The organism is Rhodococcus sp. BP-349 (genome assembly GCF_019835845.1).
Lineage (GTDB): Bacteria > Actinomycetota > Actinomycetes > Mycobacteriales > Mycobacteriaceae > Rhodococcoides.
In genome coordinates this window covers 1,176,175-1,202,612 of sequence record NZ_JABUDR010000001.1, presented here as the reverse complement: position 1 = coordinate 1,202,612, position 26,438 = coordinate 1,176,175, and the positions used below count along the sequence as shown (strand labels likewise).

The 26,438-nt window shown below is 68.6% G+C and carries 23 protein-coding genes; 8 read left to right on the top strand and 15 right to left on the bottom strand.

Annotated features, from left to right (window positions below):
• Positions 1 to 34: 34 nt before the first annotated feature.
• The 7 genes from purM to purF all read right to left on the bottom strand — a co-directional run bounded on the left by purM (position 35) and on the right by purF (position 8,929).
• Positions 35 to 1,120 carry a phosphoribosylformylglycinamidine cyclo-ligase gene (purM, locus tag HQ325_RS05635; RefSeq protein ID WP_027504286.1) on the bottom strand — a complete coding sequence of 362 codons (1,086 nt, stop codon included), beginning with the start codon at positions 1,118 to 1,120 and terminating at the stop codon, positions 35 to 37.
• A 74-nt stretch (positions 1,121 to 1,194) separates the two neighbouring features.
• Positions 1,195 to 2,859 (bottom strand): ABC transporter ATP-binding protein, encoded by a 1,665-nt coding sequence (locus HQ325_RS05630; RefSeq protein ID WP_222627163.1) that lies wholly within the window; start codon positions 2,857 to 2,859, stop codon positions 1,195 to 1,197.
• Positions 2,856 to 3,815, bottom strand: a complete 960-nt coding sequence (locus tag HQ325_RS05625; RefSeq protein WP_222627161.1) for an ABC transporter permease — start codon at positions 3,813 to 3,815, stop codon at positions 2,856 to 2,858. The genes HQ325_RS05630 and HQ325_RS05625 overlap by 4 nt, the downstream gene beginning before the upstream one ends.
• Complete coding sequence (locus HQ325_RS05620) at positions 3,815 to 4,903, bottom strand: ABC transporter permease (RefSeq protein WP_081821062.1); 1,089 nt, start codon at positions 4,901 to 4,903, stop codon at positions 3,815 to 3,817. Before HQ325_RS05620 ends, HQ325_RS05625 begins: the two co-directional genes overlap by 1 nt.
• 3 nt (positions 4,904 to 4,906) lie before the next feature.
• Entirely contained in the window at positions 4,907 to 6,535 is a 1,629-nt protein-coding gene (locus HQ325_RS05615; RefSeq protein WP_222627159.1) for an ABC transporter substrate-binding protein, read from the bottom strand.
• Between the two features lie 170 nt (positions 6,536 to 6,705).
• Entirely contained in the window at positions 6,706 to 7,350 is a 645-nt protein-coding gene (locus HQ325_RS05610) for an ASCH domain-containing protein (RefSeq protein WP_222627157.1), read from the bottom strand.
• A 7-nt stretch (positions 7,351 to 7,357) separates the two neighbouring features.
• Positions 7,358 to 8,929, bottom strand: coding sequence for an amidophosphoribosyltransferase (gene purF / locus HQ325_RS05605; protein WP_056446723.1), 1,572 nt, complete (start codon positions 8,927 to 8,929; stop codon positions 7,358 to 7,360).
• A 160-nt stretch (positions 8,930 to 9,089) separates the two neighbouring features.
• Here purF and HQ325_RS05600 point away from each other — a divergent pair, with 160 nt between their 5' ends.
• Together HQ325_RS05600 and HQ325_RS05595 are read left to right on the top strand one after the other, a co-directional pair.
• The gene (locus HQ325_RS05600) at positions 9,090 to 9,605 is read left to right on the top strand and encodes a DUF427 domain-containing protein (RefSeq protein ID WP_222627155.1); all 516 of its coding nucleotides are present in this window, start codon (positions 9,090 to 9,092) and stop codon (positions 9,603 to 9,605) included.
• A complete protein-coding gene (locus HQ325_RS05595) occupies positions 9,605 to 9,928 on the top strand; it encodes a hypothetical protein (RefSeq protein WP_222627153.1) in 324 nt (107 codons plus the stop codon). The genes HQ325_RS05600 and HQ325_RS05595 overlap by 1 nt, the downstream gene beginning before the upstream one ends.
• Before the next feature lie 3 nt (positions 9,929 to 9,931).
• Here the strand turns inward: HQ325_RS05595 and HQ325_RS05590 are convergent, their stop codons facing one another.
• Together HQ325_RS05590 and HQ325_RS05585 are read right to left on the bottom strand one after the other, a co-directional pair.
• The gene (locus HQ325_RS05590) at positions 9,932 to 10,318 is read right to left on the bottom strand and encodes a sterol carrier family protein (protein ID WP_222627151.1); all 387 of its coding nucleotides are present in this window, start codon (positions 10,316 to 10,318) and stop codon (positions 9,932 to 9,934) included.
• A gap of 50 nt (positions 10,319 to 10,368) precedes the next feature.
• A complete protein-coding gene (locus HQ325_RS05585) occupies positions 10,369 to 12,075 on the bottom strand; it encodes a helix-turn-helix domain-containing protein (protein WP_222627149.1) in 1,707 nt (568 codons plus the stop codon).
• 127 nt (positions 12,076 to 12,202) lie between these two features.
• Between HQ325_RS05585 and HQ325_RS05580 the strand changes: the two genes are divergently transcribed.
• The 6 genes from HQ325_RS05580 to HQ325_RS05555 are packed head-to-tail and all read left to right on the top strand — an operon-like array spanning position 12,203 to position 18,910.
• A complete protein-coding gene (locus HQ325_RS05580) occupies positions 12,203 to 13,696 on the top strand; it encodes an aldehyde dehydrogenase (RefSeq protein WP_222627147.1) in 1,494 nt (497 codons plus the stop codon).
• Between the two features lie 47 nt (positions 13,697 to 13,743).
• On the top strand, positions 13,744 to 15,129 hold the full coding sequence (locus HQ325_RS05575) for an MFS transporter (RefSeq protein WP_308014264.1): 1,386 nt from the start codon (positions 13,744 to 13,746) through the stop codon (positions 15,127 to 15,129).
• On the top strand, positions 15,126 to 16,316 hold the full coding sequence (locus HQ325_RS05570) for an FAD binding domain-containing protein (RefSeq protein WP_222627145.1): 1,191 nt from the start codon (positions 15,126 to 15,128) through the stop codon (positions 16,314 to 16,316). Before HQ325_RS05575 ends, HQ325_RS05570 begins: the two co-directional genes overlap by 4 nt.
• A 31-nt stretch (positions 16,317 to 16,347) precedes the next feature.
• Positions 16,348 to 16,785: a hypothetical protein gene (locus HQ325_RS05565; RefSeq protein ID WP_261777697.1), complete on the top strand. Its 438-nt coding sequence runs from the start codon at positions 16,348 to 16,350 to the stop codon at positions 16,783 to 16,785.
• Positions 16,782 to 17,792 (top strand): amidohydrolase family protein, encoded by a 1,011-nt coding sequence (locus HQ325_RS05560; protein ID WP_222627141.1) that lies wholly within the window; start codon positions 16,782 to 16,784, stop codon positions 17,790 to 17,792. Before HQ325_RS05565 ends, HQ325_RS05560 begins: the two co-directional genes overlap by 4 nt.
• Positions 17,789 to 18,910, top strand: coding sequence for an NADH:flavin oxidoreductase/NADH oxidase (locus HQ325_RS05555; RefSeq protein ID WP_222627139.1), 1,122 nt, complete (start codon positions 17,789 to 17,791; stop codon positions 18,908 to 18,910). The genes HQ325_RS05560 and HQ325_RS05555 overlap by 4 nt, the downstream gene beginning before the upstream one ends.
• 93 nt (positions 18,911 to 19,003) lie before the next feature.
• On the opposite strand, the gene HQ325_RS05550 is transcribed toward HQ325_RS05555, so the two are convergent.
• The 6 genes from HQ325_RS05550 to HQ325_RS05525 form a co-directional block, all read right to left on the bottom strand.
• The gene (locus tag HQ325_RS05550) at positions 19,004 to 19,354 is read right to left on the bottom strand and encodes a CPBP family intramembrane glutamic endopeptidase (protein ID WP_222627136.1); all 351 of its coding nucleotides are present in this window, start codon (positions 19,352 to 19,354) and stop codon (positions 19,004 to 19,006) included.
• Positions 19,351 to 21,144 carry an alpha/beta-hydrolase family protein gene (locus HQ325_RS05545; protein ID WP_222627134.1) on the bottom strand — a complete coding sequence of 598 codons (1,794 nt, stop codon included), beginning with the start codon at positions 21,142 to 21,144 and terminating at the stop codon, positions 19,351 to 19,353. The genes HQ325_RS05550 and HQ325_RS05545 overlap by 4 nt, the downstream gene beginning before the upstream one ends.
• Before the next feature lie 85 nt (positions 21,145 to 21,229).
• Positions 21,230 to 23,539, bottom strand: a complete 2,310-nt coding sequence (purL, locus tag HQ325_RS05540; RefSeq protein ID WP_222627132.1) for a phosphoribosylformylglycinamidine synthase subunit PurL — start codon at positions 23,537 to 23,539, stop codon at positions 21,230 to 21,232.
• 91 nt (positions 23,540 to 23,630) lie between these two features.
• Positions 23,631 to 24,173 carry a dihydrofolate reductase family protein gene (locus HQ325_RS05535; RefSeq protein WP_222627130.1) on the bottom strand — a complete coding sequence of 181 codons (543 nt, stop codon included), beginning with the start codon at positions 24,171 to 24,173 and terminating at the stop codon, positions 23,631 to 23,633.
• Positions 24,174 to 24,260: 87 nt separating this feature from the next.
• Positions 24,261 to 24,515 (bottom strand): hypothetical protein, encoded by a 255-nt coding sequence (locus HQ325_RS22960; protein ID WP_222629224.1) that lies wholly within the window; start codon positions 24,513 to 24,515, stop codon positions 24,261 to 24,263.
• Between the two features lie 148 nt (positions 24,516 to 24,663).
• On the bottom strand, positions 24,664 to 25,938 hold the full coding sequence (locus HQ325_RS05525; protein WP_222627127.1) for a M18 family aminopeptidase: 1,275 nt from the start codon (positions 25,936 to 25,938) through the stop codon (positions 24,664 to 24,666).
• Between the last annotated feature and the right edge of the window lie 500 nt (positions 25,939 to 26,438).

Below are 26,438 nucleotides of genomic sequence, written 5' to 3'. Positions count from 1 at the left end.
CGGGTGCCCGACCAGTCCTGCGACAAACGAGAACCTAGAAACGCGGGTGATTACCCGTCAGCACAGCGCGCTCGTCGGTCCCGCTGTCGGCGGACTTCTTGACCGTTCCCAGGGTCCAGCAGTCGATGTGGCGAGCGGTGAGCACGGCGAGGGCGCGGTCGACGTCCTCGGGGGCCACGATCGCGACCATGCCGACGCCCATGTTGAACGTGCGGTCCATCTCCTCGCGCTCCACGCGTCCGCGCTGCGCGATCATCGCGAAGATGGGAGCCGGGCTCCATGTTCCGCGATCGAGCTCGGCGACGAGGCCCTTCGGCATGACGCGAGCGAGGTTGGCCGCCAGGCCACCACCGGTGACGTGACAGAACGTCCGCACGTCCGTCTCCGCCGCGAGGGCGAGGCAGTCCTTGGCGTAGATGCGGGTGGGCTCGAGCATCTCCTCGCCGAGCGTGCGTCCGAACTCCTCGACGTGGCCGGTGAGCGACATGCGGCTGATGTCGAGCAAGACCTTGCGGGCGAGGGAGTAGCCGTTGGAGTGCAGTCCCGAGGACCCCATCGCGAGGACCACGTCGCCGGGACGCACCCGGTCCGGGCCCAGCACCTGGTCGGCCTCGACGACGCCGACACCCGTCGCGGACAGGTCGTACTCGCCGTCCGCCATCATGCCGGGGTGCTCGGCGGTCTCGCCGCCCAGCAACGCGCATCCGGCCAGGATGCAGCCGTCGGCGATGCCTTTGACCAACTGCGCGACGTGCTCGGGCACCACACGCCCCACCGCGATGTAGTCCTGCAGGAACAGCGGCTCGGCGCCGCAGACGACGAGGTCGTCCACGACCATCGCGACCAGGTCGAGTCCCACCGTGTCGTGCTTGTCCAGAGCCTGCGCGACCGCGATCTTGGTGCCCACACCGTCGGTGGACGCGGCGAGCAGCGGCTCGCGGTATCCGCCCTTCAGCGCGAACAGGCCGGCGAACCCACCGAGACCGCCCATGACCTCCGGTCGCGACGCCCGCTTGGCGAGGGGCGCGAACAGCTCGACGGCACGATCACCGGCTTCGATGTCCACTCCTGCCGCTGCGTACGAGGCTCCTGCGCCGGGCTGGTGGGTGTCATCGGTCATGGGTGTACTGCTCCAGCCTGATCTGTGTGTGAGTACCCGGGAGGGTCGGATGCGGCCCTAACGGTACCGGAGGCCTATCGGTCCTTCCGGTCTCGTGTCACCTCGGGCCTGGGAATGGCCGCGATCAGGCGCTTGGTGTACTCCTCCGCGGGATCCCGGAGGATCCGTCCGGGCGTCCCGAGCTCGACGACGGCGCCGCCCCGCAGCACCGCCACCCGGTGCGCGAGACGGTCGACCACGGCGAGGTCGTGACTGATGAACAGGCACGCGAAGTGCAGTTCGGTCTGCAGTTCCTCGAAGAGGTCGAGAACCGCGGCCTGCACCGAGACGTCGAGCGCGCTGGTCGGTTCGTCGGCGACCAGCAGATCCGGCTTCAGGACGAGTGCCCGCGCCAGCGACGCCCGCTGACGCTGACCGCCGGACAGCTCGTGCGGGTACCGCTTCTCCGTTCCCTTCGGGAGTTGGACCGCGTCCAGCCACTCCGCGACCGTGCGGGCGATGTCCGCCTTCGACCCGGCCTTGTGCACGATCATCGGCTCGGCGATGCACTGGCCGACGGTCAGTCTCGGGTTGAGCGACGTGGACGGATCCTGGAACACGAATCCGAAACGCTTGCGCAGACTCTTCAGCGCGGATCCCCGCAGCCTGCCCACGTCCTGACCGAGGACGTCCACCGAGCCGGACGTCGGCTTCTGCAGTGCGGCCACACAGCGGCCGATGGTGGACTTGCCCGAACCGGACTCCCCCACCAGACCGAGGGTCTCCCCGCGGTGCAGATCGAACGTCACCGAGTCGACGGCGCGGAAGACGGGCTGACCGATGCCACCGGGGAACTGCACGACGAGATCGCGCACCGACAGCACCACCTCGTCCGAGACGGTCCGATCGGTGACCACGGGATCGAGCGTCGGGACTGCCGCGAGCAGCTTCTTCGTGTAGCCGGCCTTCGGCGCGGCGAACAGATCGTGGACGAGGGCCTCCTCCACGACCTCACCGTCCTTCATCACGACGACGCGGTCGGCGATGTCCGCCACCACGCCCATGCTGTGCGTGATCAGCACGATCGCGCAGCCCAGACGGTCCTTGAGATCGCGCAGCAGGTCGAGGATCTCGGCCTGCACGGTCACGTCGAGTGCCGTCGTCGGCTCGTCCGCGATGATCACCTTCGCCTCGCACGAGATGGCGATCGCGATCATCACACGCTGCTTCTGGCCACCGGACAGCTCGTGCGGGAAGTAGCCGAATCGCCGCTCCGGGTCGGGCAGACCCACCATGGTGAGCAACTCGATCGCCCGGAGGCGGGCGGCCTTCTTGTCCAGCACCTTCCCGTCCGGTCCGGCGTGCGCTCGCAGGGCCTCGACGATCTGGAAGCCGACGGTGAACAGCGGGTCGAGGGCGCTGCCGGGTTCCTGGAACACCATCGCGACGGCGTTGCCGCGCAGGTCGGCCCACTGCTTGTCCGACAGCGACGTCACCTCGCGGGACCCCACGGTGACGGTTCCGCGTACGCGGGCGGTGTCCGGGAGGAGCCCGATGGCGGACCGGACGCTGACCGACTTCCCGGAGCCCGATTCGCCGACGACGGCCAGGACCTCGCCCGGGAAGACCTCGAAACTCACTCCTTTGACGGCGTCGACGGGCCCCGCGTCGGTGGCGAAGCTGACCGACAGGGCCTCGAGTGTCAAGGCGGCCGGGGAGGCCGGAGGCCGGCCGGGATCGGACGGAGTCGACGCTGTCATGAGGCGTCCTTCTGCTTGCGACGTGTACGGAGAACGGGATTGAGTGTCTCGCTGACGGATTCGCCGACCATGGTCATGCCGAGCACGACGAGCACGATGGCCGTACCGGGGAAGATCGACGTCCACCAGATGCCGTTGGAGATGTCCGGCAACGCCTTGTTGAGGTCGTATCCCCACTCGGACGCGGACGTCGGCTCGATGCCGAACCCGAGGAATCCGAGACCGGCGAGCGTGAGGATGGCCTCGGCGCCGTTCAACGTCAAAATCACAGGGAGCGTCTGAGTGACGTTGGCGAGGATGTGGCGGAACATGATGCGCAGCGGACTGGCTCCGGTCACACGAGCGGCGTCCACGTACGGCTCCGTCTTGACCGACACGGTCGCGTTGCGCACCACCCGGAAGTACTGCGGCACGAAGACCGCCGTGATCGCGATGGCGGCGGACAGGACACCGCCGAAGCTGGAGGACTGACCACCCGCCACGACGATCGAGACCACCACGGCGAGAAGCAGACTCGGGAAGGCGTACATCGCGTCCATGAAGAGCACCAGCACCCGGTCCACCCATCGGCCGACGTAGCCGGAGAGCAGTCCGAGCGGAACGCCCACCACGATCGACAGCACCAACGACGTCACGATCACGAGCAGGGCGGTCCGCGCGCCGTAGACGACGCGGGAGAACACGTCCTCGCCGCGCACCGACGTGCCGAAGATGTGGTCCGCGCTCGGCGCCGCCTGGCGCGCGAACTCCACGCCGTCCGACGAGGTCTGGGAGAAGGTGTACGGCGCGATGAGCGGAGCCAAGACCGCCATGATCACGAACAGCGCCACCAGCACGAGCCCGATGACGATGGTGGCCTTCTGCAGTCCGGCACTCGAGCGGATGATCGACAGGCCGGGCACACCGCGACGTCGCTTCGGCGCCTCGATCGCGCCGACGCTCACCTCGATACTCATCAGAACCTCACTCGTGGGTCGACGATCGCCACGATGGCGTCGGTGAGGAAGCTGACGACGGCGACGACGATGGCCAGGAACGTGACGATGCCCTGGACGGCGATGAAGTCGCGCGCCTGCAGGTAGCGGGCGAGCTGATAGCCCAGCCCCTGCCACTCGAACGTCGTCTCGGTGAGCACCGCGCCGCCCAGGAGCATCGCGATCTGCAGCCCCATCACGGTGACGACCGGGATGAGCGCGTTGCGGAAGGCGTGCCGCCGGGCGACGACGCGCGCGGAGAGTCCGCGTGCGCGCGCAGCTTCCACGTAGCCGGACTGCAGGGTCTGCAGGAGGTTCACCCGTACCAGGCGCAGGAACACGCCGGCGGTGAGGAGTCCGAGCGCGACCGCGGGGAGCACGGCGTGCTTCAGCACATCGACGGTGTAGCTCGGCTCGCCGTAGAGGATCGAGTCGATCAGCAGGATGTTGGTCTTCGGTGACACGTTCTGCAGTGCCAGTTCGACGTTCGTGCTGGCCCGGCCCGCCACCGGCAGCCATCCGAGCTTCACGGCGAAGACCAACTTGAGCAGCATGCCGACGAAGAAGACCGGTGCCGCGTAGAACAGGATCGCCAGGATGCGCAGGGTGCCGTCGGAGATCGAGTCGCGGCGGGTCGCAGCGTAGAAGCCGAGGGGGATGCCGACGGCGAACGCGACGAGCAACGCCCAGAACGCGAGTTCCAGCGTCGCCGCGCCGTTGGTGATCAGCACACCGCTGATCTCCTGGTTACTGGTCGCGGAGCGACCGAAGTCTCCCCGCAGCAGACCGGACAGGTACTCCCAGTACTGCACCAGGATCGGCCGGTCGTATCCGGCCGCGGCGCGTCGTTCGGCGATCTGGTCGGCGGGCAGTCGTCCACCGAGGGCAGCACTGATGGGATCGCCGAGAACGCGCATGAGGAAGAAGACGACCGTGACCAGGATCCATGCCGTGGGAATGATCAGCAGGAACCGGATCACGAGATAACGGGCGAGCGCGCCGTAGCGTGACGACGCGCTCGCCCGTGACTGCTTCCCCACCGACGCCTCGTCGGGCGTGGTGGTGACCATGGATCAGCCCTTCGTGAGCGGGGTGAAGCGGAACTTGAACGAGGCGTCGAGGGTCTCGTCGACACCCTGGACCTCGTCCGTCGAGATCGCGATCTGCTTGCCCTCGAGGAGCGGCAGCGTGGACACGAAGTCCTGCGCCATCCGCGTCTGGATCTCACCGATGATCTCGGAGCGGCGAGCCGGGTCGGTCTCGGTCCGCTCGGAGTCGATCAGCGCCGTGATCTCGGGGTTCTCGAAATGGTTCTGCAGGAAGTTGTCCGGTGCGAAGAACGGCGTCAGGTAGTTGTCCGCGTCCGGGAAGTCCGGGAACCAACCGAGCTGGTACACGGGGTACGTGTCCGCGACGCGCTCCTTGTTGTAGGTGTTCCACTCGGTGGACTGCAGGTTCACCGTGAACAGGCCCGAGCTCTCGAGCTGCGCCTTGACTGCCGCGTACTCCTCCGACGACGAGGAACCGTAGTGATCGGGGTTGTACTGCAGGTTGACCGCGACCGGGGTCTGCACACCGGCGTCGGACAGGAACTTCGCTGCCTCGTCCTTGTTCGGGGCCTCGCCGTAGATGTCCTTGAACGCGGTGTTCGCGCCCTCGAGGCCACTGGGCACCACAGACCAGGCCGGCGTGAACGTGCCCTTGTAGACGTTCTCCGACAGTGCGTCACGGTCCACCGAGGCGGCCATGGCCTTGCGGATCGCGAGCTTCTGCTCGGGGGTGCCGCCGGGCATCGTGTTCTGGTTGAAGACGATGTAGCGGAGCTCGCCGCCGGGGCCCTCGTGGACGGTGAGGCCGTCCACCTGGTCGAGCGACTCGATGTCGGTCGGGGTCAGCGAACGCCACGCGACGTCGATGGACTTGTTCTGCATGTCGAGCTTGAGGTTGTCCGCGCTGGTGTAAGTGCGCAGGGTGACCGATCCGGTCTTGGGCTCGCCCAGCACGCCCTTGTAGTCCGGCGCGGCGGAGAAGCTGACGAGGGAGTTCTTCTCGTAGCTGTCGATCGAGTAGGGGCCGGCGAAGGGCTTGGCCGCCACGACCGCGTTGTCGTCCATGATCGAGTCGGCCGGGAAGACCTCGGAGTCGATGATGGGCCCGGTGTTGGTGGCGAGCACCTGGGGGAAGGTCTGGTCGTTCGCGGCCTTCAGCGTGAACTCGACGGTCTTGTCGTCCGGCGCGGCCACCGAGTCCAGGTTGGCCAGCAGCGAGGACGGGCCGTTGGGATCGTTGATGGACACGATGCGATCGAACGAGAACTTGACGTCCTCGCTGGTCAGCGCGTGGCCGTTGGCGAAGGTCAGGTCGTCCTTCAGCGTGCAGGTGTAGACCGTCGGCTGACTGAACTCGCAGCTCTCGGCGGCGTCGGGCTGCAGTTCGTCGCTGCCCGGGGCGTAGTTCATCAGGAACGGATAGACCTGGTTCATGATCGTGAACGAGCCGTTGTCGTACGAGGCTGCAGGATCGAGCGAGTAGACCTGGTCGGTGGTGCCGACGACGAGCGCCTCACCGCCGCCCTCACCGCCTGCGCCGCCGCCGTCGTCGGTGCGGCCGGAGCCGCACGCTGCCGCGGTGAGAGCCGCGACGGACAGGATGGACACGGCTGCGGTGCGCCGCGCCGTGCGTCCTCGGGAGGGCACGCTCATGGTGTGGATGTCCTTCGTGAGTCTGGGCCCGCGGTGTCGGAGGCGCGCGTCGCGCCCCGTCCGGCCGGGTCGTTCCGGGTGTTGCTCGGGCCTTGCGGTGAACGGCACGTTACCGAGTGCGCATGTCGTTCATGTGTCGAACCACACGAAATTTTTAACATGACCGGTACTTACCTGTCCGACCGCCTGATGTCCAACAGCTTTTCGCCCCGCGGAGACAGCCGATATCCCACCTTCAGACTCTCGGTCAGACCCAGCGCCTTCAGCCTGCGCACGCGCGGCTTGAACACGTCGCGTTCGAGTCCCAGCACGGCGCCGAGGTCCGCCGCCAGCACCGCCGGGCGCTCCCGGATCAGCTCGAGGGTGCGCCAGGCCCACGGCGCGTCGGCACGCTCGTCCATGCGATCGAGCTTCGTGGTCACCATGGCGACGTCGTCGTCGGACAGATCGTCGTCCGCACGCAGCCTCACTCGCGGGTCCTCGCCCCGATCCGACCGGCCTCCGGCCTCCCCGCCCCGATCCGGCCGGCCTCCGGCCTCCCCGCCACCGAACGACACCTCGACCCGCCAGACGGGATCACCGTCGACGCCCCGAAACCCCTTGCGCAAGGCCGAGATCGAGGGCTCTCCCGCCGCGCGGGCATCGTCGTCCGTGAGCGACTCGGGGTCGCACTCGGTGATCGAGTCCACGACGACGACACCGGCCGACGTGTGGATCCACGTACCCGCCTTGACGCGCCGCTTCGCCCAGCGCCGGTACTGCACCCGGATCGTTCCCGCCGCGATCGCCTCGGCGATCGCGAGCCGGATCAGCATCTGGGTGTCAGGGGCGCGAGAGAGCGCTCACGTTGTCGACGGCAGCGGGCATCGCGATGCCCGCTGCGGTCGCCAACATGCCCTCGAGGACGTTCTTGCCCATGGCGGTCTCCTTGGGGAGCTCGATGGGGTACTTGCCGTCGAAGCAGGCGGAGCACAGCCGCGTCGCGGGCTGCTCGGAGGCGGCGATCATGCCCTCGATCGAGATGTAGCCCAGCGAATCGGCGCCGATGGCCTGGCGCACACCCTCGAGCATGCCGTCCTCGGAGTCCATGCCGTTGGCGATCAGTTCCGCGGGCGAGGCGAAGTCGATGCCGTAGAAGCAGGGCCAGCGGACCGGCGGCGACGCGATGCGCACGTGGATCTCGAGCGCGCCCGCCTCGCGCAGCATGCGCACCAGGGCCCGCTGCGTGTTGCCGCGGACGATCGAGTCGTCCACCACGATGAGGCGCTTGCCCCGGATGACCTCGCGGAGAGGGTTGAGCTTCAGGCGGATGCCGAGCTGACGGATGGTCTGCGACGGCTGGATGAACGTGCGTCCGACGTAGGCGTTCTTCATCAGGCCCTGGCCGTACGGGATGCCCGAACCCTGCGCGTAGCCGACGGCGGCGGGCGTTCCCGACTCCGGGACCGGGATCACCAGATCGCCCTCGGCGGGGTGCTCCTCGGCCAGGCGGCGGCCGATCTCGACGCGGGTCGAGTGGACCGACCGGCCACCGATGACGCTGTCGGGGCGCGCGAGGTAGACGTACTCGAAGATGCAGCCCTTGGGCTCGGGCGCGGCGAAGCGGGAGGATCGCACACCGTCCGCGTCGATGGCGAGCAGCTCGCCCGGCTCGATGTCGCGGACGAACGAGGCGCCGACGATGTCGAGGGCGGCGGTCTCCGAGGCCACGACCCAGCCGCGGTCGAGACGACCCAGGGACAACGGGCGCACACCGTGGGGGTCACGCGCCGCGTAGAGGGTGTGCTCGTCCATGAACGTGAGGCAGAAGGCACCCTTCAGCGTCGGCAGCAGTTCCATGGCCGCCTGCTCGATGGTGCTGTCCGCGGCGCCGTGCGCCAGCAGTGCGCCCACGATGTCCGAGTCGGAGGTCGCACCGGTCCCGCGCGGGCGGCCCATGATGCCGGCGTCGCGTGCCCGCTCCGACAACTCGGCCGTGTTCACGAGGTTGCCGTTGTGGCCCAGGGCGATGCCGCTGCCGGCCGCGGTGGTGCGGAAGATGGGCTGCGCGTTCTCCCACGTCGTCGATCCGGTGGTGGAGTACCGGCAGTGCCCGATGGCGATGTGGCCGCTCATGGCGCCGAGAGTCTGCTCGTCGAACACCTGGCTCACCAGACCGAGGTCCTTGAACACCAGCACCTGGGACCCGTCGGCCACGGCGATGCCGGCGGCCTCCTGACCGCGGTGCTGCAGCGCGTAGAGGCCGTAGTACGTCATCTTCGCGACGTCCTCGCCGGGGGCCCACACACCGAAGACGCCGCATTCCTCCCGCGGCTCGTTCTCGTTGATGTCCAGTTCCGGACCGGATGTGTCATCGAGCAGATTCGGGCTGTGGACCGAGGGGTCACGAGTCACGACGCGCTCTCCTAGAAGCCGGGAGGGGTGGGGTGCAGGCCACGCTGCACGCACACTCGGGGAGTCTACGGGCAACCCCGCGATCAACAAGCCGTCGGCAGGCACCGATACCGCGGTGAGCTGTGATCCACGACTCGCGGCGCGGTGCCATGATGGAGACATGGCCAGCAGACTTCCGTACGGCGTCACCCCCGAACAGCCCGGCGAGGGGCAGGAATCGGTGTGGGACTACCCGCGTCCGCCGGCCCTCGAGGCGTCCCCGAAGCATCTCGTGGTGCGCTTCGGCGACGTGATCGTCGCCGACAGTCACGCGGCCCACCGCGTCCTGGAGACCAGCCATCCGCCCACCTGGTACATCCCGCGGGCCGACGTCGACGAGAGCCGACTGCGGCGCTCGAGTGCGCGATCGACGATGTGCGAATGGAAGGGATCCGCCACCTACTGGGACATCGTGGGCGACGACGGCGCCGTGCTGGAGGCCGGCGGCTGGAGCTACGAGAACCCCACCCCGTCCTTCGCACCGATCGCCGGCGCGCTCTCCTTCTCTCCCGTGTCCCTGACGTGCGAGCTCGACGGCGAGGTGGCACGCCCGCAGGAGGGCGGCTTCTACGCGGGGTGGATCACCCGCGACGTCGTCGGACCGTTCAAGGGCATCGCCGGGAGCTGGGGCTGGTAGTGGCCGAGAAGAACTTCTACAGCCACTCCGACGCGGCCGAGAAGTCCCGGCGCGACAAGGCCGTCGCTCTCGCGCGGTATCTGTGGGACCGCGACATCTCTGCAGACGATCTCGCGGCGATGGCTGCGGACGTCCGACGCAAGGTGGCCCGGGCCGCGGACATCAACCCGCCCAGCTCCGACGAGACATGGACAGTGGTCTCGACGCTGTTGCGCGAGAAGGCCGAGTGGGCGCGCGATCACCCCGATCACGACGCGGCCGGCCGAGCGCACTCGGGCGAGAAGATCCTGTGGGTGAAGCCGCCGGTGCAGCCCTGGCGGTGAGAGTCAGATTCGCACGAGCGGAAGCCAGTGCGCCACCTCGCCGGCGCGGCCGCCCGAGGCCGTGACGCCCGCTCCGCGCACGGCGTCGTGGAACGCCACGCGCCCCGTCACCAACAACAGCCATGTCCGCGGGTCGCATTCGACGACGTTGGGGGGCGTGCCTCGGGTGTGACGGGGCCCGACGATGCACTGCACCGCGACGAACGGCGGCACGCGCACCTCGACACTCGAGCCCGGCGCCGTCTGCTCGATGGTGCGCGCACTGAGCCGCACCGCGGCGGCGAGATCGGCGCGCGGCGGCTTCGGGAGGTCGGGGTCGTCGAGCCACGGAGACACGGTCTGCAGTGCGCTCCGTAGCTCGGCCGGGTCGACGGGTTTCGAGGGTGCCACGCCGTTCAGTGTCCCACCGAGCGCGGCGGGCCCCGAGCCGTGCCTCACGGTCACGGAGCGGCGATGTCGCGGAGGGTCAGCGCCATGGCGACGTCCATGGCGTGGTCCGGTCTCGCCAGGTCCAGCCCCGTGAGTGTCTGAACGCGGCGGAGTCGCTGGCCGACGGTGTTGGGGTGCACGTGCAGGGCCGCGGCGGTGTCCCCGACGTGTTGCCGGTGGCCGAGATACGCGCGGAGCGTTCCGACGAGGTCGGTGCCGCGCGACGCGTCGTGCTCGCGCACCGGACCCAGCGTGCGATCCGCGTAGCGCGCCACCTGGTCCGGGTCGTTCAACTGCAGCAGCAACCCCGGAACGCCGAGCTGGTCGAGTGACACGGTGGCGCCGGTACGGTCCCACAGGATCATCAGCCGCACGGCTCCTCGCACCGCGCGGTGGGCCGCCCGGTAGTCGGCCACCTCCGTGCACGGCGACCCCACCACCGCGGTGACCGGGCCCTCGGCGACCGTGCCGGCGCGCACGCGGTCGATCTGCGCGACCACCGCGTCCATCGGCATCCCTGCACTCACCGGCCACAGCACCACCGCACGGTGCTGATGCGCGGCCACCAGCGGACCGGCTCCCGCGCGGGCCGCGATCGATCGCACCGCGCGCGACAGCGACGCGTCGACGTCACCGGTCGACGGCAGGTCGATCACGGCAACGACGTGCGGTGCCGTCAGGTCGTGGCCCAGCCGGTCCGCGCGCTCGACAGCGGACGCCGCTGCCACCGGGTCGTCACCGAGCAGGTCACCGACCACCTCGCCCTGCAGTCGCCACTGCACGTCCTCCGCGGTGCGCGCACGGAGCAGCTCCAACGCGGCGACGACGGCAGTGTGCTCGACGGCACGGCGGTCGAGCGTCGACAGGGTGGCCGGATCCCCCTCCACGACAAGGCAGGCCACCCGCTCCCCCGACAGCAGAACGTCCTCCCGATGAGCGGACGTCGACTGCGGCCCGCGCGAGGACTGTGCGAGCACCCCGCCGTGCACGTCCTCGATGGTGACCGACCGGCCGACCAGCACCGAGAGTGCCGTCGCGATGCCGTCGACCCCACCACCTCGTGACGCGATGGTGGTCAGGCGCCGGTGGATCTCCTCGGACTTCTCGAGCAGGGTCCGTCGACGCTGCAGTTCGGCGTTGAGCGTCCGCAGGTCCGAGGTGCGCTGCGCCTCCTCGGCGCGCAGGCGCGTGATCGTGACCGAGATGGATGCCTGGGTCGCGAGCATGCTGAGGAGCTGAATCTCGTTGTCGTCGAACACGTGTACGCCGCGCCGGTAGCAGTTCAGAGTTCCGATCGCCGCTCCCGTCGATCCGATGAGCGGGACCGACACCATCGAGCGGTATCCCTGCTCCCGCGCCACGCCGCCCCACGGCCCGAAGTTCGGTGCGGCGACGATGTCGTCGATCGCGACGGGCTCACCCGTCCGGAACGCCCTGCTCGACGGCGCCTCCACGGAGGGGTCCTGATCGAGTCGCACCGGACGGTCCGCGTTGATCCGGGCGATGTAATCGGCAGACAACCCGTGCGATCCCTCGATGGTCAACATGCTGCCGACGTCGTCGGACAGGAAAACTCCGCAGAAGTCGTAGTCCATCAGGGCGACCGCGATCCCGGCGATGGTGTCCAGCACGACGGACGGCGGGTCGTCGGACGCGACAGCCGCTGTGACGTCGTGGATGCCGGCCATCCACCGTCGAAGCTCCGACAGCTCGGTCATGCGGCCCTCCATGTCCCGCGCCACAGTGCACGGCGCCCTTTGTGTCTCCACGAACATATCGCGAACGTGACGTAGATCGCAGACTTCTTCCATCGAGGCACTGCATCACGACGAGAAGCGAGAAGACATGACAGAGCACCTGATGTTCATCGACGGCAAGTCGATGCCGTCCGAGTCCGGCGACACTCTCGCCGTGGTCGATCCGGCCACCGGCGCGTCCTTCGCCGAGGTTCCCGACGGCGGCGCGGTCGACGTGGACCGCGCGGTCGCCGCGGCGCGCACCGCGTTCGAGAACGGTCCCTGGCCGCGGACCACCCGCACGGAGCGCGCTCGCATCCTGCTCCGCGCCGCGGATGCCATCGAGGACGCGTCCGAGGAGCTGTTCACGCTCGAGACCCGCAACAACGGTCGGCCCATCACCGAGACGCGCGCCCAGCTGTCCCGCGTGCCGGAGTGGTTCCGCTACAACGCGGGCCTGCTCGCCGCCCAGCGCGACGGTGTCCTGCCCAGCGACGGCCCGTACCTCACCTATCAGCGACGCACCCCGCTCGGCGTGTGCGGCATCATCACTCCGTTCAACCACCCGGCGCTCATCCTCGCGCGTAGCCTGTCGGCGGCCCTCGCCACCGGCAACACCGTCGTGATCAAGCCGTCGGAACTCACTCCCCTCACGACGCTCGCCATCGCGCGCATCGTCTCCGAGGCCGGCGTGCCGGACGGCGTCGTCAACGTCGTCACCGGCGGACGCGAGGCCGGCATCCGGCTCACCCAGCATCCCGATGTCGCGAAGATCACCCTGACCGGTGGCACGGAGGCCGGCCGGTCCGCGGCCGTCGCGACAGCGGGCCGATTCGCCCGCATCACGGCAGAATTGGGCGGCAAGACCCCCGTCGTCGTGTTCGACGACCAGGACCCCGTCGTCGCCGCGGAGGGCGCGGCGTTCGCCGCCTTCGTCGCGTCCGGTCAGTCATGCGTCGCCGGCGCCCGGTTCCTCGTCCAGCGAGGAGTGTACGACCGGTTCGTCGAGGCACTCGCGGCTCGCGCCGACGCCATCCGGCTGGGCGATCCCGCCGACACCAGCACCCAGATGGGTCCCCTGATCAGTGCCGTGCAGCGTCAGAAGGTGTTGTCCTACATCGACATCGGACACCAGGACGGCGCACGACTGGTCGCGGGAGGCGGCGTGCCGGAGCTGCCGGACGCACTGCAGGGCGGATTCTTCCTTCGCCCCACCGTCTTCGCCGACGCGACCAATTCCATGCGGGTCTCGCAGGAGGAGATCTTCGGGCCGGTGGCCGTGGTGGTGCCGTTCGACACCGAGGCGCAGGCCGTGGAGATGGCCAACGACAACAGGTTCGGGCTCGGAGCAGCCGTCTGGACCCGCGACCTCGCCCGCGCGCACCGCGTCGCGGACGCACTCGAGTCGGGCATGGTCTGGATCAACGACCACCACCGCCTCGAGCCGTCCCTCCCCTGGGGCGGCACCAAGGAGTCGGGCACCGGCAAGGACGCCGGCACCGAGTCCTTCGACGACTTCACCTGGATCAAGACCGTCGTGGTCCGCATCGCCGAGTCCGACGTCGACTGGTACGGCTCCGACACCCCCGGACGGCTCAATTGAGCACCCGGCCTGTCGACCACAACCCCACGCACAGAGGAGAACACACCGTGCACGACACCACTGCCACGGAGCCGGGCTGGAGAACGCAGATCACGCGCGTCCAGTGGCTCGTACTGCTGGGCACCACGATGGGATGGGCGCTGGACGGCTTCGCCGGCAGCCTCTACGCGTTGGTGCTCGGACCGGCGATGACCGAACTGCTCCCGAACTCGGGACTGACGGTCGATGCCGATCACATCGGACTCTACGGCGGTCTGACCGTCGCGCTGTTCCTGGCGGGATGGGCCACGGGCGGCATCCTGTTCGGCGTCCTGGCCGACTACTTCGGCCGAGTGCGTGTGCTGTCCATCGGCATCGTCACCTACGCCGTCTTCACCGCCCTGGCCGCCTTCGCCGACACCTGGTGGCAACTCGGCGTCCTGCGCTTCATCGCCGGCCTCGGATCGGGCGTCGAGGCTCCTGTGGGCGCCGCGCTGGTCGCCGAGGTGTGGCGTAACAAGTACCGGGCTCGCGCCTGCGGCGTGATGATGTCCGGCTACGCCGGCGGGTTCTTCATCGCCGCACTGGCATACGGACTTCTCGGCACCCACGGCTGGCGGTTCATGCTCGTCCTGGCCGTCGTCCCCGCCTTCCTCGTGTGGTTCCTGCGTCGCTACGTCCCGGAGCCCGAGGAGATCACCACCGTCATCGCCACCCGCAAGGAGCGCAAGCGGCAGTCGTCCACCCGCCCGGAGGACCAGTTCGTGTTGAAGCGGCTCCTCTCCCCGCCGCACCTGCGTGCCACGCTCATCTGCACCGCGCTGGCCACCGGGTCGCTGCTCGCCTTCTGGAGCGTCTCGACGTGGTATCCGCAGATCATCCGCACGATGGCCACCGCCGAGTCGCTGTCGGCCGACGTCGCCAACCACCGGGTCGCCATCACCTCCATGCTGTTCAACGCCGGCGGCATCATCGGCTACGCGACCTGGGGGTTCCTGGCGGACGCCATCGGCCGCCGCAAGGCGTTCATGGTGAGCTTCGTGTGCTCCGCCGTGAGCATCGCGTACCTCTTCCCGTTCGAGCACAGCTACACGACCTACCTGCTCGTCATCCCCCTCGTCGGATTCGGACTGTTCGGAGCCCTCTCCGGCAACTTCGTCTACGGACCCGAGATGTTCTCGCCCAGCATGCGGGCATCGGGAATCGCGTTGGCGAACAGCATCGGTCGTTACATCACCGCGGCCGGCCCGCTCGTGGCCGGCGTCATCGCCACCTCCTGGTTCGGCGGAGACCTCGGAACAGCAACGGCCGTGCTCGCCGCGACGGGTGTCATCGCCCTCGTCGGCCTGTGGTTCGCACCCGAGACCCGTGGCGCCGCACTCCCCACCGACACACCGACCGAGTCCGCCCCCGAGGCGACCTCCGCACCGATCATGAAGGGAACGTCCGCATGAACCACTACCAGGGAGCCCGCGCCGTCGTCATCGGCGGCTCCATCGGGGGCCTCACCTCCGCACTCCTGTTGCGCGACCTCGGTTTCGAGGTCGACGTCTTCGAACGCACCCCCTCGGATCTCGACGGGCGCGGCGGTGGCATCGTCCTCCAGCCCGACACCCTGCGGTGGTTCCGCGAGCGCAGCACCCAGCGCCCCGAGGACGTCAGTACGACGACTCGCTGGGTCCAGTACCTCGGATCCGACGACGAGATCGTGCACCGGGACGAGCGTGCGTGGTCCCACACCTCGTGGGGCACGTTCTACCGCGCACTACTCTCGGACTTCGGACGCGAGCACTACCACCTCGGTGAATTCGCCTGCGGCTTCGACCAGACCGACGATCATGTCGACGTGCGATTCGTCAGCGGCCGGCGCGAACGAGCCGACCTGGTCGTCATCGCCGACGGAGTCACCTCCGCCAACCGTCTGCGGATCGACCCCGACGTGACGATGGAGTACTCGGGGTACATCGGATGGCGCGGCACCGTCGACGAGCGGGTGCTGTCCACCCGCACCGCGGACCTGCTGCACGACGCGATCACGTACGACGTGATCCCTCACTCGCAGATCACGATGTATCCGATCCCGAGCGCGCGAGGCACTCAGGTGGGCGACCGCCTCATGAACTACGTCTGGTACCGCAACGTGGCGGAGGGCCCGGATCTCACCGAGATGCTCACCGACAAGCGCGGATTCGTCGGCAAGGTGTCCGTACATCCCGGCCAGGTGCAGGATCGCTACGTCGACGAGATGCGGGAGACCGCGCGGCGCAGTCTGTCACCGGCCGCCGCCGAGGTCGTCACCGCGACCGAGGAGCCATTCATCCAGGTGGTGTGGGACTCGCGGGTGAACCGGATGGCGTCCGGACGCGTCGCCCTCATCGGCGACGCAGCCTGTGCCGCACGCCCTCACGCCGCCGCCGGAACCGCCAAGGCCGCTGCCGATTCGTGGGCGCTCGCCGACGCACTCACCTCCGCTGCCGGGAACATCGCGGAGGCACTCGAGAAGTGGGAACCGGGGCAGCTCGAACTGAGCAGCGCCCTGCTCGCCCGAGTCCAGGCGATGGGCGAGCGGTCCCAGTTCAGCAACACCTGGACGCCCGGGGATCCGGACCTCCGCTTCGGCCTGTACGGCCCCGGCCGCTAGTCCCCTCCCCCACAATATGAAAGGCACGGTCATGTCCAACACGTTCCTCCAGGACCTCCCTCTCGCCGGCACCGTCGTCGGCACCGACTTCGACGGCTGGTCTCCGGACCTCCGCGCGGAGTTCGAGTCTCACGCCTTCGACGGCGCCGTGGGGTCGCGCCTGCTGAGCAGCACCGACCGGGTGCGGGTCTGGGAGATCAGGCTCGCACCGGGTGAGCGGTGGCACGCGCACCGCCACGTTCTCGACTACTTCTGGACGGCCGTGAACGCGGGCACCTCTCGCCAACACACCTTCGACGGGACCACTCGCGACGTCTCCTACGACGCCGGCGAGACGCGCCACTTCACCTTCGGACCGGGCGAATACCTGTTGCACGACATCGAGAACGTCGGCGACACACCGCTCGTCTTCACCACGGTCGAGCACCTCGATTCCGCCAACGACGCTCTGCCGGTGGTGACCTCGTGACCGGCATCGACCTCGTGGACGTCCACGCGCACTGGCTGCCCGCCTCGCACTTCGGCCTACCGCCCGGATCGCCGTTCGCACCGATGCAGGATCGGGAGGGGCGTCTGCATCTCGGAGATCTCCCGCTGTCGATCGCCACCGAGGCCATGAGCGACGTCGATGCCGTCTACGCCGACATGGATGCGCAGGGCATCGGGGTCCGCGCGTTGTCACCCCCGCCGTTCGCCTTCCCGACGACGTCCGACTCGGGTGCGGACGACTACATCGGCAGCTTCAACGTCGAACTCGCGGGTCTGGTCGCGAACTCCGGTGGTCGACTCGCCGGCCTGGGCCTCGTGCGTCTCGACGATGCGGACGCGGCGACGAGGGAGATGACACGCCTCGCCTCCGAGGGCGTGGTGTCCGGCGTCGCGATCCCGCCGCTGGTGGGCAGCACCTCGCTCGACACCGGTGTCCTGCGCGACATCCTGCGCTCCGCGGCGCGGCTCGACCTGGCGGTTCTGGTGCACCCGATGCAGCTGCCCCGCCCGGAGTGGAGCTCGCTCTACCTGGCCAACCTCATCGGCAACCCCGTCGAGACGGCGACCGCCGTCGCCGGCGTCGTGCTGGGTGGTGTCCTGGACGAACTGCCCTCGCTGCGAGTGTGTTTCGTGCACGGCGGCGGGTGCGCGCCGGCGCTCCTGGGTCGCTGGAGCCACGCATGGGGAGCGCGGCCGGACGTCCACCACACCGACACGCACCCTCGGGACGCGTTCCGGCAGTGCTGGTTCGACACCGTGACTCACGACGTGGCCGCCTTGACGCTGCTGCGAGAACACGCGTCGAGCGATCACGTCCTGTGCGGTACCGACTACCCCTTCGACATGGCGGAATCGGCGCCCTCGGCCTTCCTCGAGTCGGCCGGTGTGGACCGTCGCGCGCTGCACGACAACGGACTCGCGTTCCTGGGCGGATCGCGTCGCAGCACAGAGCAGTCGGCTGCAGCCTCGGTGGCGGTGTCGTCGTGAGCGCACTGTTCGAGCCGCTGACCCTGCGCGGGAGAACGATGCGCAACCGGATCTGGATGTCGCCGATGATGCAGTTCGCCGCCGAACCGTCCGGTCCCGCCGTCGGCGCGGCCACCGATTGGCACTTCCAGCACCTCGCCGCCCGCATCGTCGGCGGCGTGGGTCTGGCCATGATGGAGGCCACCGCCGTCTCTCCCGACGGGCGGAGCAGCGAGTTCGATCTGGGCCTGTGGACGTCGGTGCAGGAGCACGCGCTCGAGCGCATCGTGCGGTTCGCCCGCGGCAACGGCGCCGCACTGGGTGTCCAACTGGTGCACGCCGGACGCAAGGCCGCCACCGGCAGGCCGTGGTCGGGGCCGTCGTGGGACGGCACCCATCACGTCGAGACTCTGTGGGATCGAGTCGGTCCCAGTCCGGAATCGTTCGGAGCCCTCCCTCTGCCCTCGTCGCTGAGCACCACGGAGATCGCCGAGGTGGTCGAGGACTTCGCGGCGGCCGCCGCACGCGCCGCACGAGCGGGAGTGGACGTCCTCGAACTGCACGGTGCACACGGCTATCTGATCCACCAGTTCTTGTCCCCACATGCCAACACGCGGACCGACGAGTACGGCGGAGACTTCGACGCCCGGGCACGCTTCGCCCTCGAGGTGGTGGACGCGGTGCGCGCCGCGTGGCCGGAGGACCGGCCGCTGTTCTTCCGGCTCTCGGCGACGGACTGGCTCGCCGGCGACACGGACGACCCTCGACCCGGGTGGACGATCGAGGACAGTGTGCGACTGGCCCCGCTGCTCCGAGATCACGGCGTAGACCTGATCGACGTGTCGACCGGCGGCATCGCCGCCGACGCTCCGATTCCCGTGGGCCCCGGCTACCAGGTGCCGTTCTCGGAGCGAGTGCGCGAGACGGGCATCCCGACGGCGACCGTCGGGCTCGTGACTGATCCCGCCGACGCCGACCTGCTCGTGTCGTCGGGTCGCGCCGACGCGGTGTTCCTCGCTCGCGAGTTGCTGCGCAACCCGGTGTGGGCTCAGCGCGCGGCGGCCGAACTCGGCGATCCGGTGCCCTACCCGCCCCAGTACACCCGGGCATTCACCGGGCGGTCGGCAGTGCGTCGCTGATACGGCCCGCAGGCCGTGCCTCACCGTCCACAGGACGCTCTGATCGACGGGATCCCGTCGATTCGTGAGAGTTGTGGATACTGAGGCACGGCATCAACCTCGAGGCGGTCTGTCACCTCGAGTAGAGCGCCACCACGTCGATGCGATCGCACCGACCGAGTTGGCGGCCCAGTGCAGTGCCATGGGCGTGAGAATGGTGCCGGTTTGCCGCTTCGACTCGACGAACAGCGCACCGGCCGCCCCGGTGAACAGGACGACGGGCATCGACCTGCCCGAGTCGTACCAGTGCCAGACCCCGAATGCCGTGGAGCCGAACACGAGTGCGGCGCGCGGACCCACCACGGCAGTGGCCACGGTGTCGACGACGCCGCGGAACAGGAACTCCTCGGGTAGGACTGTCCCGATGGGGATGTCGAACAGCACCCATCGGGCCAGTCCGGTCACTTCTCGGGACCGTCGGCGTCGGCGTACTCGTTCATGACGACGCGGATGCGTTCGGTGTCGGCCTGCGTCCACCCGTCGGGGGCGGCCACAGCGGCGAAGCCGTCGAGCACCGTCGTCCCGTAGTTGTGGCCGTGCCCGTCCGGCACGCCGGCCGCGTTCGTGAGGTCGGCACTCACCTGCCAGAAGGTGACGAACGGGAACCACCGCATGCTGGGCAGTCGGTCGTACCCGGGCGGCTCGGCGAGCCAATCCGGACGCTGGAAGATCAGATCCGGCGTCCACCACACGATGGGGTCGGACGGGTGCTGGATGTACAGCACGCGCGGATAGGGCCAGTCCCCGCTCAGTGCCTCGACGTCCCGGGTGCTGTCGGCGAACCGCATCAGCAGTCCGCCGGCGTAGACGGGTTCCACCTCGGTGGTTCCCGGATCGCGTCGGCTGACGTAGGTGTCCCAGATGCGATTGGAGTTCGGCGGGCCCACCCACAGCACTCCGTCGACGGTGTCCCGGATGTCGGCGATGTCCGCGAACGCGCCTTCGCCGGCCTGGGTTCCGAGACTCTCTCCGTACACGTAGAACGTGGGCCTGGTCGCCTCGGGCTCCTGCTCCCATCGCTGGTGCACGGTGTCGATGAGCAACTTCCCCGCGGCCGCCGCCTTCTCGCGATCGGCGAGGAAGGAGATCCAACTCGGAAGGTACGAGTACTGGGACGCCACGAGCGCGACATCCCCGTCGTACATCAACTCCACGGCCCGGGCGGCGGTGGGATTGACCCACCCCGTTCCCGTGGTCGGGATGACGACGATGGCCTTGCGGGAGAACGCATCGGTTCGATCGAGTTCGCGTACCAGGAGATCCATGCGCTCCTCGTCCGTCTCCGCGCTCTCGAGTCCCACGTACGCGCGGATCGCCTCCGTGCCCGTGCGGCCCGTCGCTCGGGTCATCTCGTCGGCCGACAATCCACCCGAGACGAAGTTCCTGCCCTCGAATCCCAGTGTGTCCCAGCCGACGAGCGAGCCGGTACCACCGGAACGCTCGGGCACCGTCGGCTGTTCGGCACCCTCACGCGTGTTGCTGTTCTGAGTGCTGAAGACCGAGTTGGCGACGGTCATGGTGCCGCGCAACAGCACACCCTGCACCAGTGTGACGAGCACCGTCACGACGAGGAGGAACCCCACGAGGTTGGCCACCCACTGCGGGAGTCGGATCAGACGCAGAATCGAGCGCACCACGAAGCGTCGGATGTCACGGATGACCCGCCAGAGGCCGATGAGCGCGGCGCACACCGCGAAACTGATGATGCCGGTGCGGATGAATCCCGTGGACGTGAGCCCCTCGGCGCCCATGAGCGCGGCGAGTTGACGCTGCCAGTCCGCGGAGGCGTACAGCATGACCGCGCCGGCGACGGTCGCGATCACCGGGACAGCGACCAGGAGTGCGCGCTCCACACGGATCGGCAGCGGCCACCACGGCTGTTGACGGAGCACCGTGCGCAGGAGAATCCAGCCGACGGCGACGCCCACCCCGTACCCGATGGCCGCGGTGATGCCGCTGACGATGCCCTGGAACAGCCAGCCGCGTGGCAGCAGAGACGGCGTCAGCGACCAGCAGAAGAACAGAGCACCGAAGGCGATCCCGGTGACGTCGAGCCGCAGCAGACCCCATGCCCACACCCACGCCGGGTGCTTGCGCACCGTGCGGGTCGCCGAGCTCAGGACGTACGCCGGCAGTTCCTCGAAACTGTGGGGGCGCTGCAGTTCGTCCGACGACCGAGTATCGGTGTCGGTCATCGGACGGAGCCGGGTAGGCCGGAGGCCGGCCGTATCGGTACCGGGCCGGGTAGGCCGGAGGCCGGCCGTATCGGTACCAGGTCGGTCAGCCGAAGAGCGCCGGGAGCGTCCCCTCGTACGCCTCGCGGAGTTCGGTCAGCGGGACACTGAACAGCCCCTGGAACTCCACCTCGTCCGACCCTTCGTCGGCCACCCCGATACGCACCCATGGCATCCCCCTTGCACTGCACATCCCCGTGAACCTGGTCTCCTCGGTCCGAGGGACTGCAACGAGTACCCGCCCGGACGACTCCGAGAACAAGGTGACGAAGGGATCTGTTCCCTCCGGCGGCAAGATGCGGCACCCGGTTTCACCGGTCAGCGCGACCTCGACGACCGTCTGCGCGAGTCCGCCCTCGGACAGGTCGTGCGCTGCGGTGACCAGACCGTCGCGGCTCGACGCGGTGAGGATGTCCGCCAGCAACTGCTCGCGAGCCAGGTCGACCTTCGGCGGAACCCCGCCGAGATGGTCGTGCACGACCTGCGACCAGATGGACCCGTCCAGCTCGTCGTGGGTCTCCCCCAGCAGGATCAGGGTCTCGCCCGGTTCCAGGCCGATCCCTGTCGGGATCCGGCGATGGACGTCGTCGAGCACACCGAGCACGCCGACCACGGGCGTGGGCAGGATCGGCGTCGATCCGGTCTGGTTGTAGAAGCTGACGTTGCCGCCGGTGACCGGAATGCCCAGTTGCACACAGCCGTCCGCCAGACCTCGCACGGCCTGCTGGAACTGCCACATGACACCCGGATCCTCCGGCGAGCCGAAGTTCAGGCAGTTCGTCACGGCCTTGGGTGTGGCGCCCGTCGTCGCGACGTTGCGGAACGCTTCCGCGAGAGCGAGTTGCGCGCCCCGGTACGGGTCCAGCGCCGTGTAGCGACCGGACGCATCGGTCGCGAGAGCGATTCCGCGACCGGTCTTCTCGTCGATGCGGATGACGCCGGCGTCGGCGTGCTCCGCCAGAACCGTGTTGCCGCGGACATAGCGGTCGTACTGCTCGGTGATCAGGCGACGGCTGCACAGCTGCGGCGACGAGATCATCGTCAGGAGCGTCTCGCGCAACTCCACACCCGTCGTCGGACGCGGCAGTCCCTCGGTCGTGTTCGCGACCAGAGCGTCCTGCGACGCGGGCCGCTGCACCGGGCGCTCGTAGACGGGGCCGTCGTGCGCCACCGTCTTCGGCGGAACGTCCACGACAGTGTCACCGTGCCAGGTGATCTGGAGGTTGTCGCCGTCGGTGACCTCACCGATGTCCGTCGCCAACACGTCCCACTTCGCGCAGACAGCCATGAAGGCGTCGACGTTCTCGGGAGACACGACGGCGCACATACGTTCCTGCGACTCGCTCGAGAGCACCTCGGCGGGCGTCATCCCGGTGGCCCGCAACGGAACCCGATCCAGCGCGATGTGCATGCCGCCATCGCCCGCGGATGCGAGCTCCGATGTGGCGCAGGACAATCCGGCACCGCCGAGATCCTGGATGCCGACGACGAGCTTCTGCTGATACAGCTCGAGGCAGCACTCGATGAGCACCTTCTCGGTGAACGGGTCGCCCACCTGCACCGCGGGGAGCTTGCGTCGGCCCTGCTTCTCGTCGAACGTCTCGGACGCCAGCACCGACACGCCGCCGATCCCGTCGAGGCCCGTACGGGCACCGAACAGGATGATCTTGTTGCCCGAGCCCGACGCGAATGCCAGGTGGAGGTCCTCCGTGCGCATCACACCGGCGCACAGCGCATTGAGGAGCGGGTTGCCGGCGTAGGACGCGTCGAACACCGTCTCGCCACCCACGTTCGGAAGGCCGAGCGAGTTTCCGTAACCGCCGACGCCGCGCACGATGCCCTCGAGCACCCGGCGCGTGTCCGGCGCATCAGCCGCACCGAAACGCAACTGGTCCATCACCGCGATCGGACGAGCACCCATGGCCATGATGTCGCGCACGATGCCGCCGACGCCGGTGGCCGCACCCTGGTAGGGCTCGATGTACGACGGATGGTTGTGGCTCTCCACCTTGAAGGTGACCGCCCAGCCGTCGCCGACGTCGACCACGCCCGCGTTCTCACCGATACCGGCGAGCATTCCCGACCGCATCTCGTCCGTCGTCGTCTCACCGAAGTACTTCAGGTGCACCTTCGACGACTTGTACGAGCAGTGCTCGCTCCACATCACCGAGTACATCGCCAACTCGGCATCCGTCGGGCGGCGGCCGAGGATCTCCCGGATGCGGGCGTACTCGTCCTCCTTCAGACCCAGCTCCGCCCACGGCTGAGCGACGTCGGGCGACTCGGCCGCAGCGGAGACGGTGTCGACCGGAGGGGTGGGGAGGGCGTCGACCTGAGGAGTGGACTCGACAGACACGGTGGATGGGGTCCTTCCCTCGGCAGAATGTCGAGGTCATTCTATGTGCATCGCCGAGTTCTCTCCGACCGGCCTCCGGCCTGCCCGCTCCCTACTCGGTGCGGATGCCGTAATCGAGCACGGCGTTGCCCTCACTGGTGATGGTGGCGTTCTTCAGCACCAGGCGGGTCAACGGGTCGCCGGGCTCGAACAGGTGCCGGCCCTTGCCCACGACGACGGGGTGCGTCATCAGGGTCAGGGTGTCGAGTACACCGGCCAGGAACAGCTGGCGCACCAGAGAGACGCCACCCACCAGCGCGATGTCGCCACCGTCGGTCTGCTTGAGTCGACGCACGAACTCCACCGGATCGCCGTCGATGAGCGTCGAGTTCTGCCATGCGAGATCTCCGGTGAGCGTGCGTGAGGCGACGAACTTCTCCACCGGATTGATGAAGCCGGCGAAGGGGTCGTCCGCCCCCGCGTTGCCGAAGTGTTCCGACCACGACTCGTAGGCGACCCGACCCATGACGGCGGTGGTGGTCCTGCTCATGAATCCGCCCATGGACTGGCCGAGTTCGTCGTCGAAGCTGTCGAACTGCCACTGGTCGGGAGCTTCGACCACACCGTCCACCGAGTGGAAGAGCCCTGCCGTCACCGCACGCATCGTGTACCGCCCTCGTGAAGAACCGGCGCCGATCGCCGATCGTCCTGCAGGAGTGACCGTAGACGGCGCCGGGACTCATCACGGGCAGTCACCGACTACAGCGGAAGCAGGACCTCCGACCGACTCGACGAGCACAGTGATGTTCTCGCTGTCCTGCCACTTCGATCCGATGGTGAGCTGTCCGGCGAACTCGTCCGGGGCGGCGGGAGCGAACGTCGAGGGTGCCCACCGCCGCCGCGCGCAGCGCCCGCCCATGCGCGCAGGTTGCAAAGTGCGCTGACCGCCGCGCGCAGCGCCGAACTTCTGGCGCGCACTGCAATTGCCGTCGCGCACTGCCGATCGAGGGTGCTCAGCACTATCGAGGGTGCAGCCCCCCGCCGCCGCGCGCAGCGCCCGACCATGCGCGCAGTGTGCAACCTGCGCAGACCGCCGCGCGCAGCGCCCGGCGCAACCCGGCGCCCGGCGCAGCCGACCCCCGCGACTACGCCCCCAGGAACGCAGCCAAGGCGTCGGCGTACATGTCGACGTCGTGAGCACCCATCAACTCGCGGGCCGAGTGCATGGCCAGTTGGGGTGCACCCACGTCGACGGTGGACAGGCCTGTACGGGAGGCGGTGATGGGGCCGATGGTGGAACCGCACGGAAGGTCGGCCCGGTGGACGTAGCGCTGTAGTGGAACGTCCGCGCGCTCGCAGGCCAACGCGAAGGCCGCGGCACCGGCGGCGTCGGTGGCGTAGCGCAGGTTCTGGTTGACCTTGAGCACCGGGCCGCCGTTGACCTCGATGCGGTGCGCGGGCTCGTGCCGGGAGACGTAGTTGGGGTGGGTGGCGTGGGCCATGTCGCCCGACGCGTGGATCGACCCGGCCATCGCGCGCAGGAACTCCTCGCGGCCACCGCCGCGGGCGAGCACGATGCGTTCGAGCACCGTGTTCATCAGGTCGGAGAAGGCACCGCGGTCCGACATGCTGCCCACCTCCTCGTGGTCGAAGAGTGCGAGCACGGGAATGCAGTCGTCGGCTTGCGCCGCCGCGACGACCAGCGCTTCGGTTCCGGCGTAGCAGGTGCCCTGGTTGTCCAGGCGGGGCGAGCTGACCAGATCGTCCGAGAGACCCACCACTGCAGCGGGATTCAGGTCGTGGGTCATCAGCTCCCAGCCGAGCACGTCGCCGGGGTCGACCCCGACCTCGTCGGCGAGGAACCCGATGAACGAGTGGGGAGATCGTCCGACGCCCCAGATCGCATTGACGTTGTTCTGCGGATCGAGGTGCACACCCTTGCGATCCTCGGACAGATGGATCGCCAGTTGGGGTACGCGCAGGATGGACCGGTCGACGCGCACGAGTACCTCACGGACGGATCCGCCGTCACGCACACCGAGACGGCCGGAGATCCCGAGATCCCGGTCGAGCCACGAGTTGAGCCATGCGCCGCCGTACGGCTCGAGCGCGACCATCTGCCAGCCGGCTACGTCGAGGTCGGGGTTCTGCTTCACGCGGAGGTTGGGGCTGTCGGTGTGCCCGCCCACGATGCGGAACGTCGCGTCGGGCGCGCGTTCGGTGGACCACGCGATGATCGAACCACCGCGGACGACCAGGTACCGGCCGGGCTCGGAGGGCCACGCGTCCGTCTCCGCAACGGCGGTGAACCCGTGTGCCGTCAGTTCCGAGACCACCGTCTCGACGACGTGGAACGGCGACGGGGACGCGTCGACGAAGGAGCAGAGGCCGGCCGCGGTCGCGGAGGTGAGGGACGCCATGGTCACCGATCGTAGAGAGAAGGGGTGCGGAGACAGCGATGCCGGGCCCACCGCGAGGGTGGGCCCGGCATCACGAGTCGAGTGGAGCTCAGCTGAAGAAGCTCAAGCCCTCGAGGAAGTCGCCCGAGCCGCCGAAGATCTTGGCGATCGCGCCGAGGGTCTCGATGATCTGAGTGAGGTCCATGGTGTTCTCCCTTTGTGAGGTTGGTGGGCTGTGTGCCCGCGGTGTTAAGTAATCCACACAAAAGAATGGCTCGCAACCCAGAAATTATCGCGATTCGGTGACAGGAACCGACTCACGAGCCGATCGTTGCATCATCTGCAACATTGACGCCCGGAACGACCATTGTCACCAGGATCGACGGAACGGCGCCACCCGTCCCGATCCGGACATACCCGTGGGGCACACTCGTCGGGAGTCCGCCCCACAGGTACCTCGGATCAGCTGAAGAAGGACAAGCCGTCGACGATGGATCCGAGTGCGCCGACGATGCCGGCGA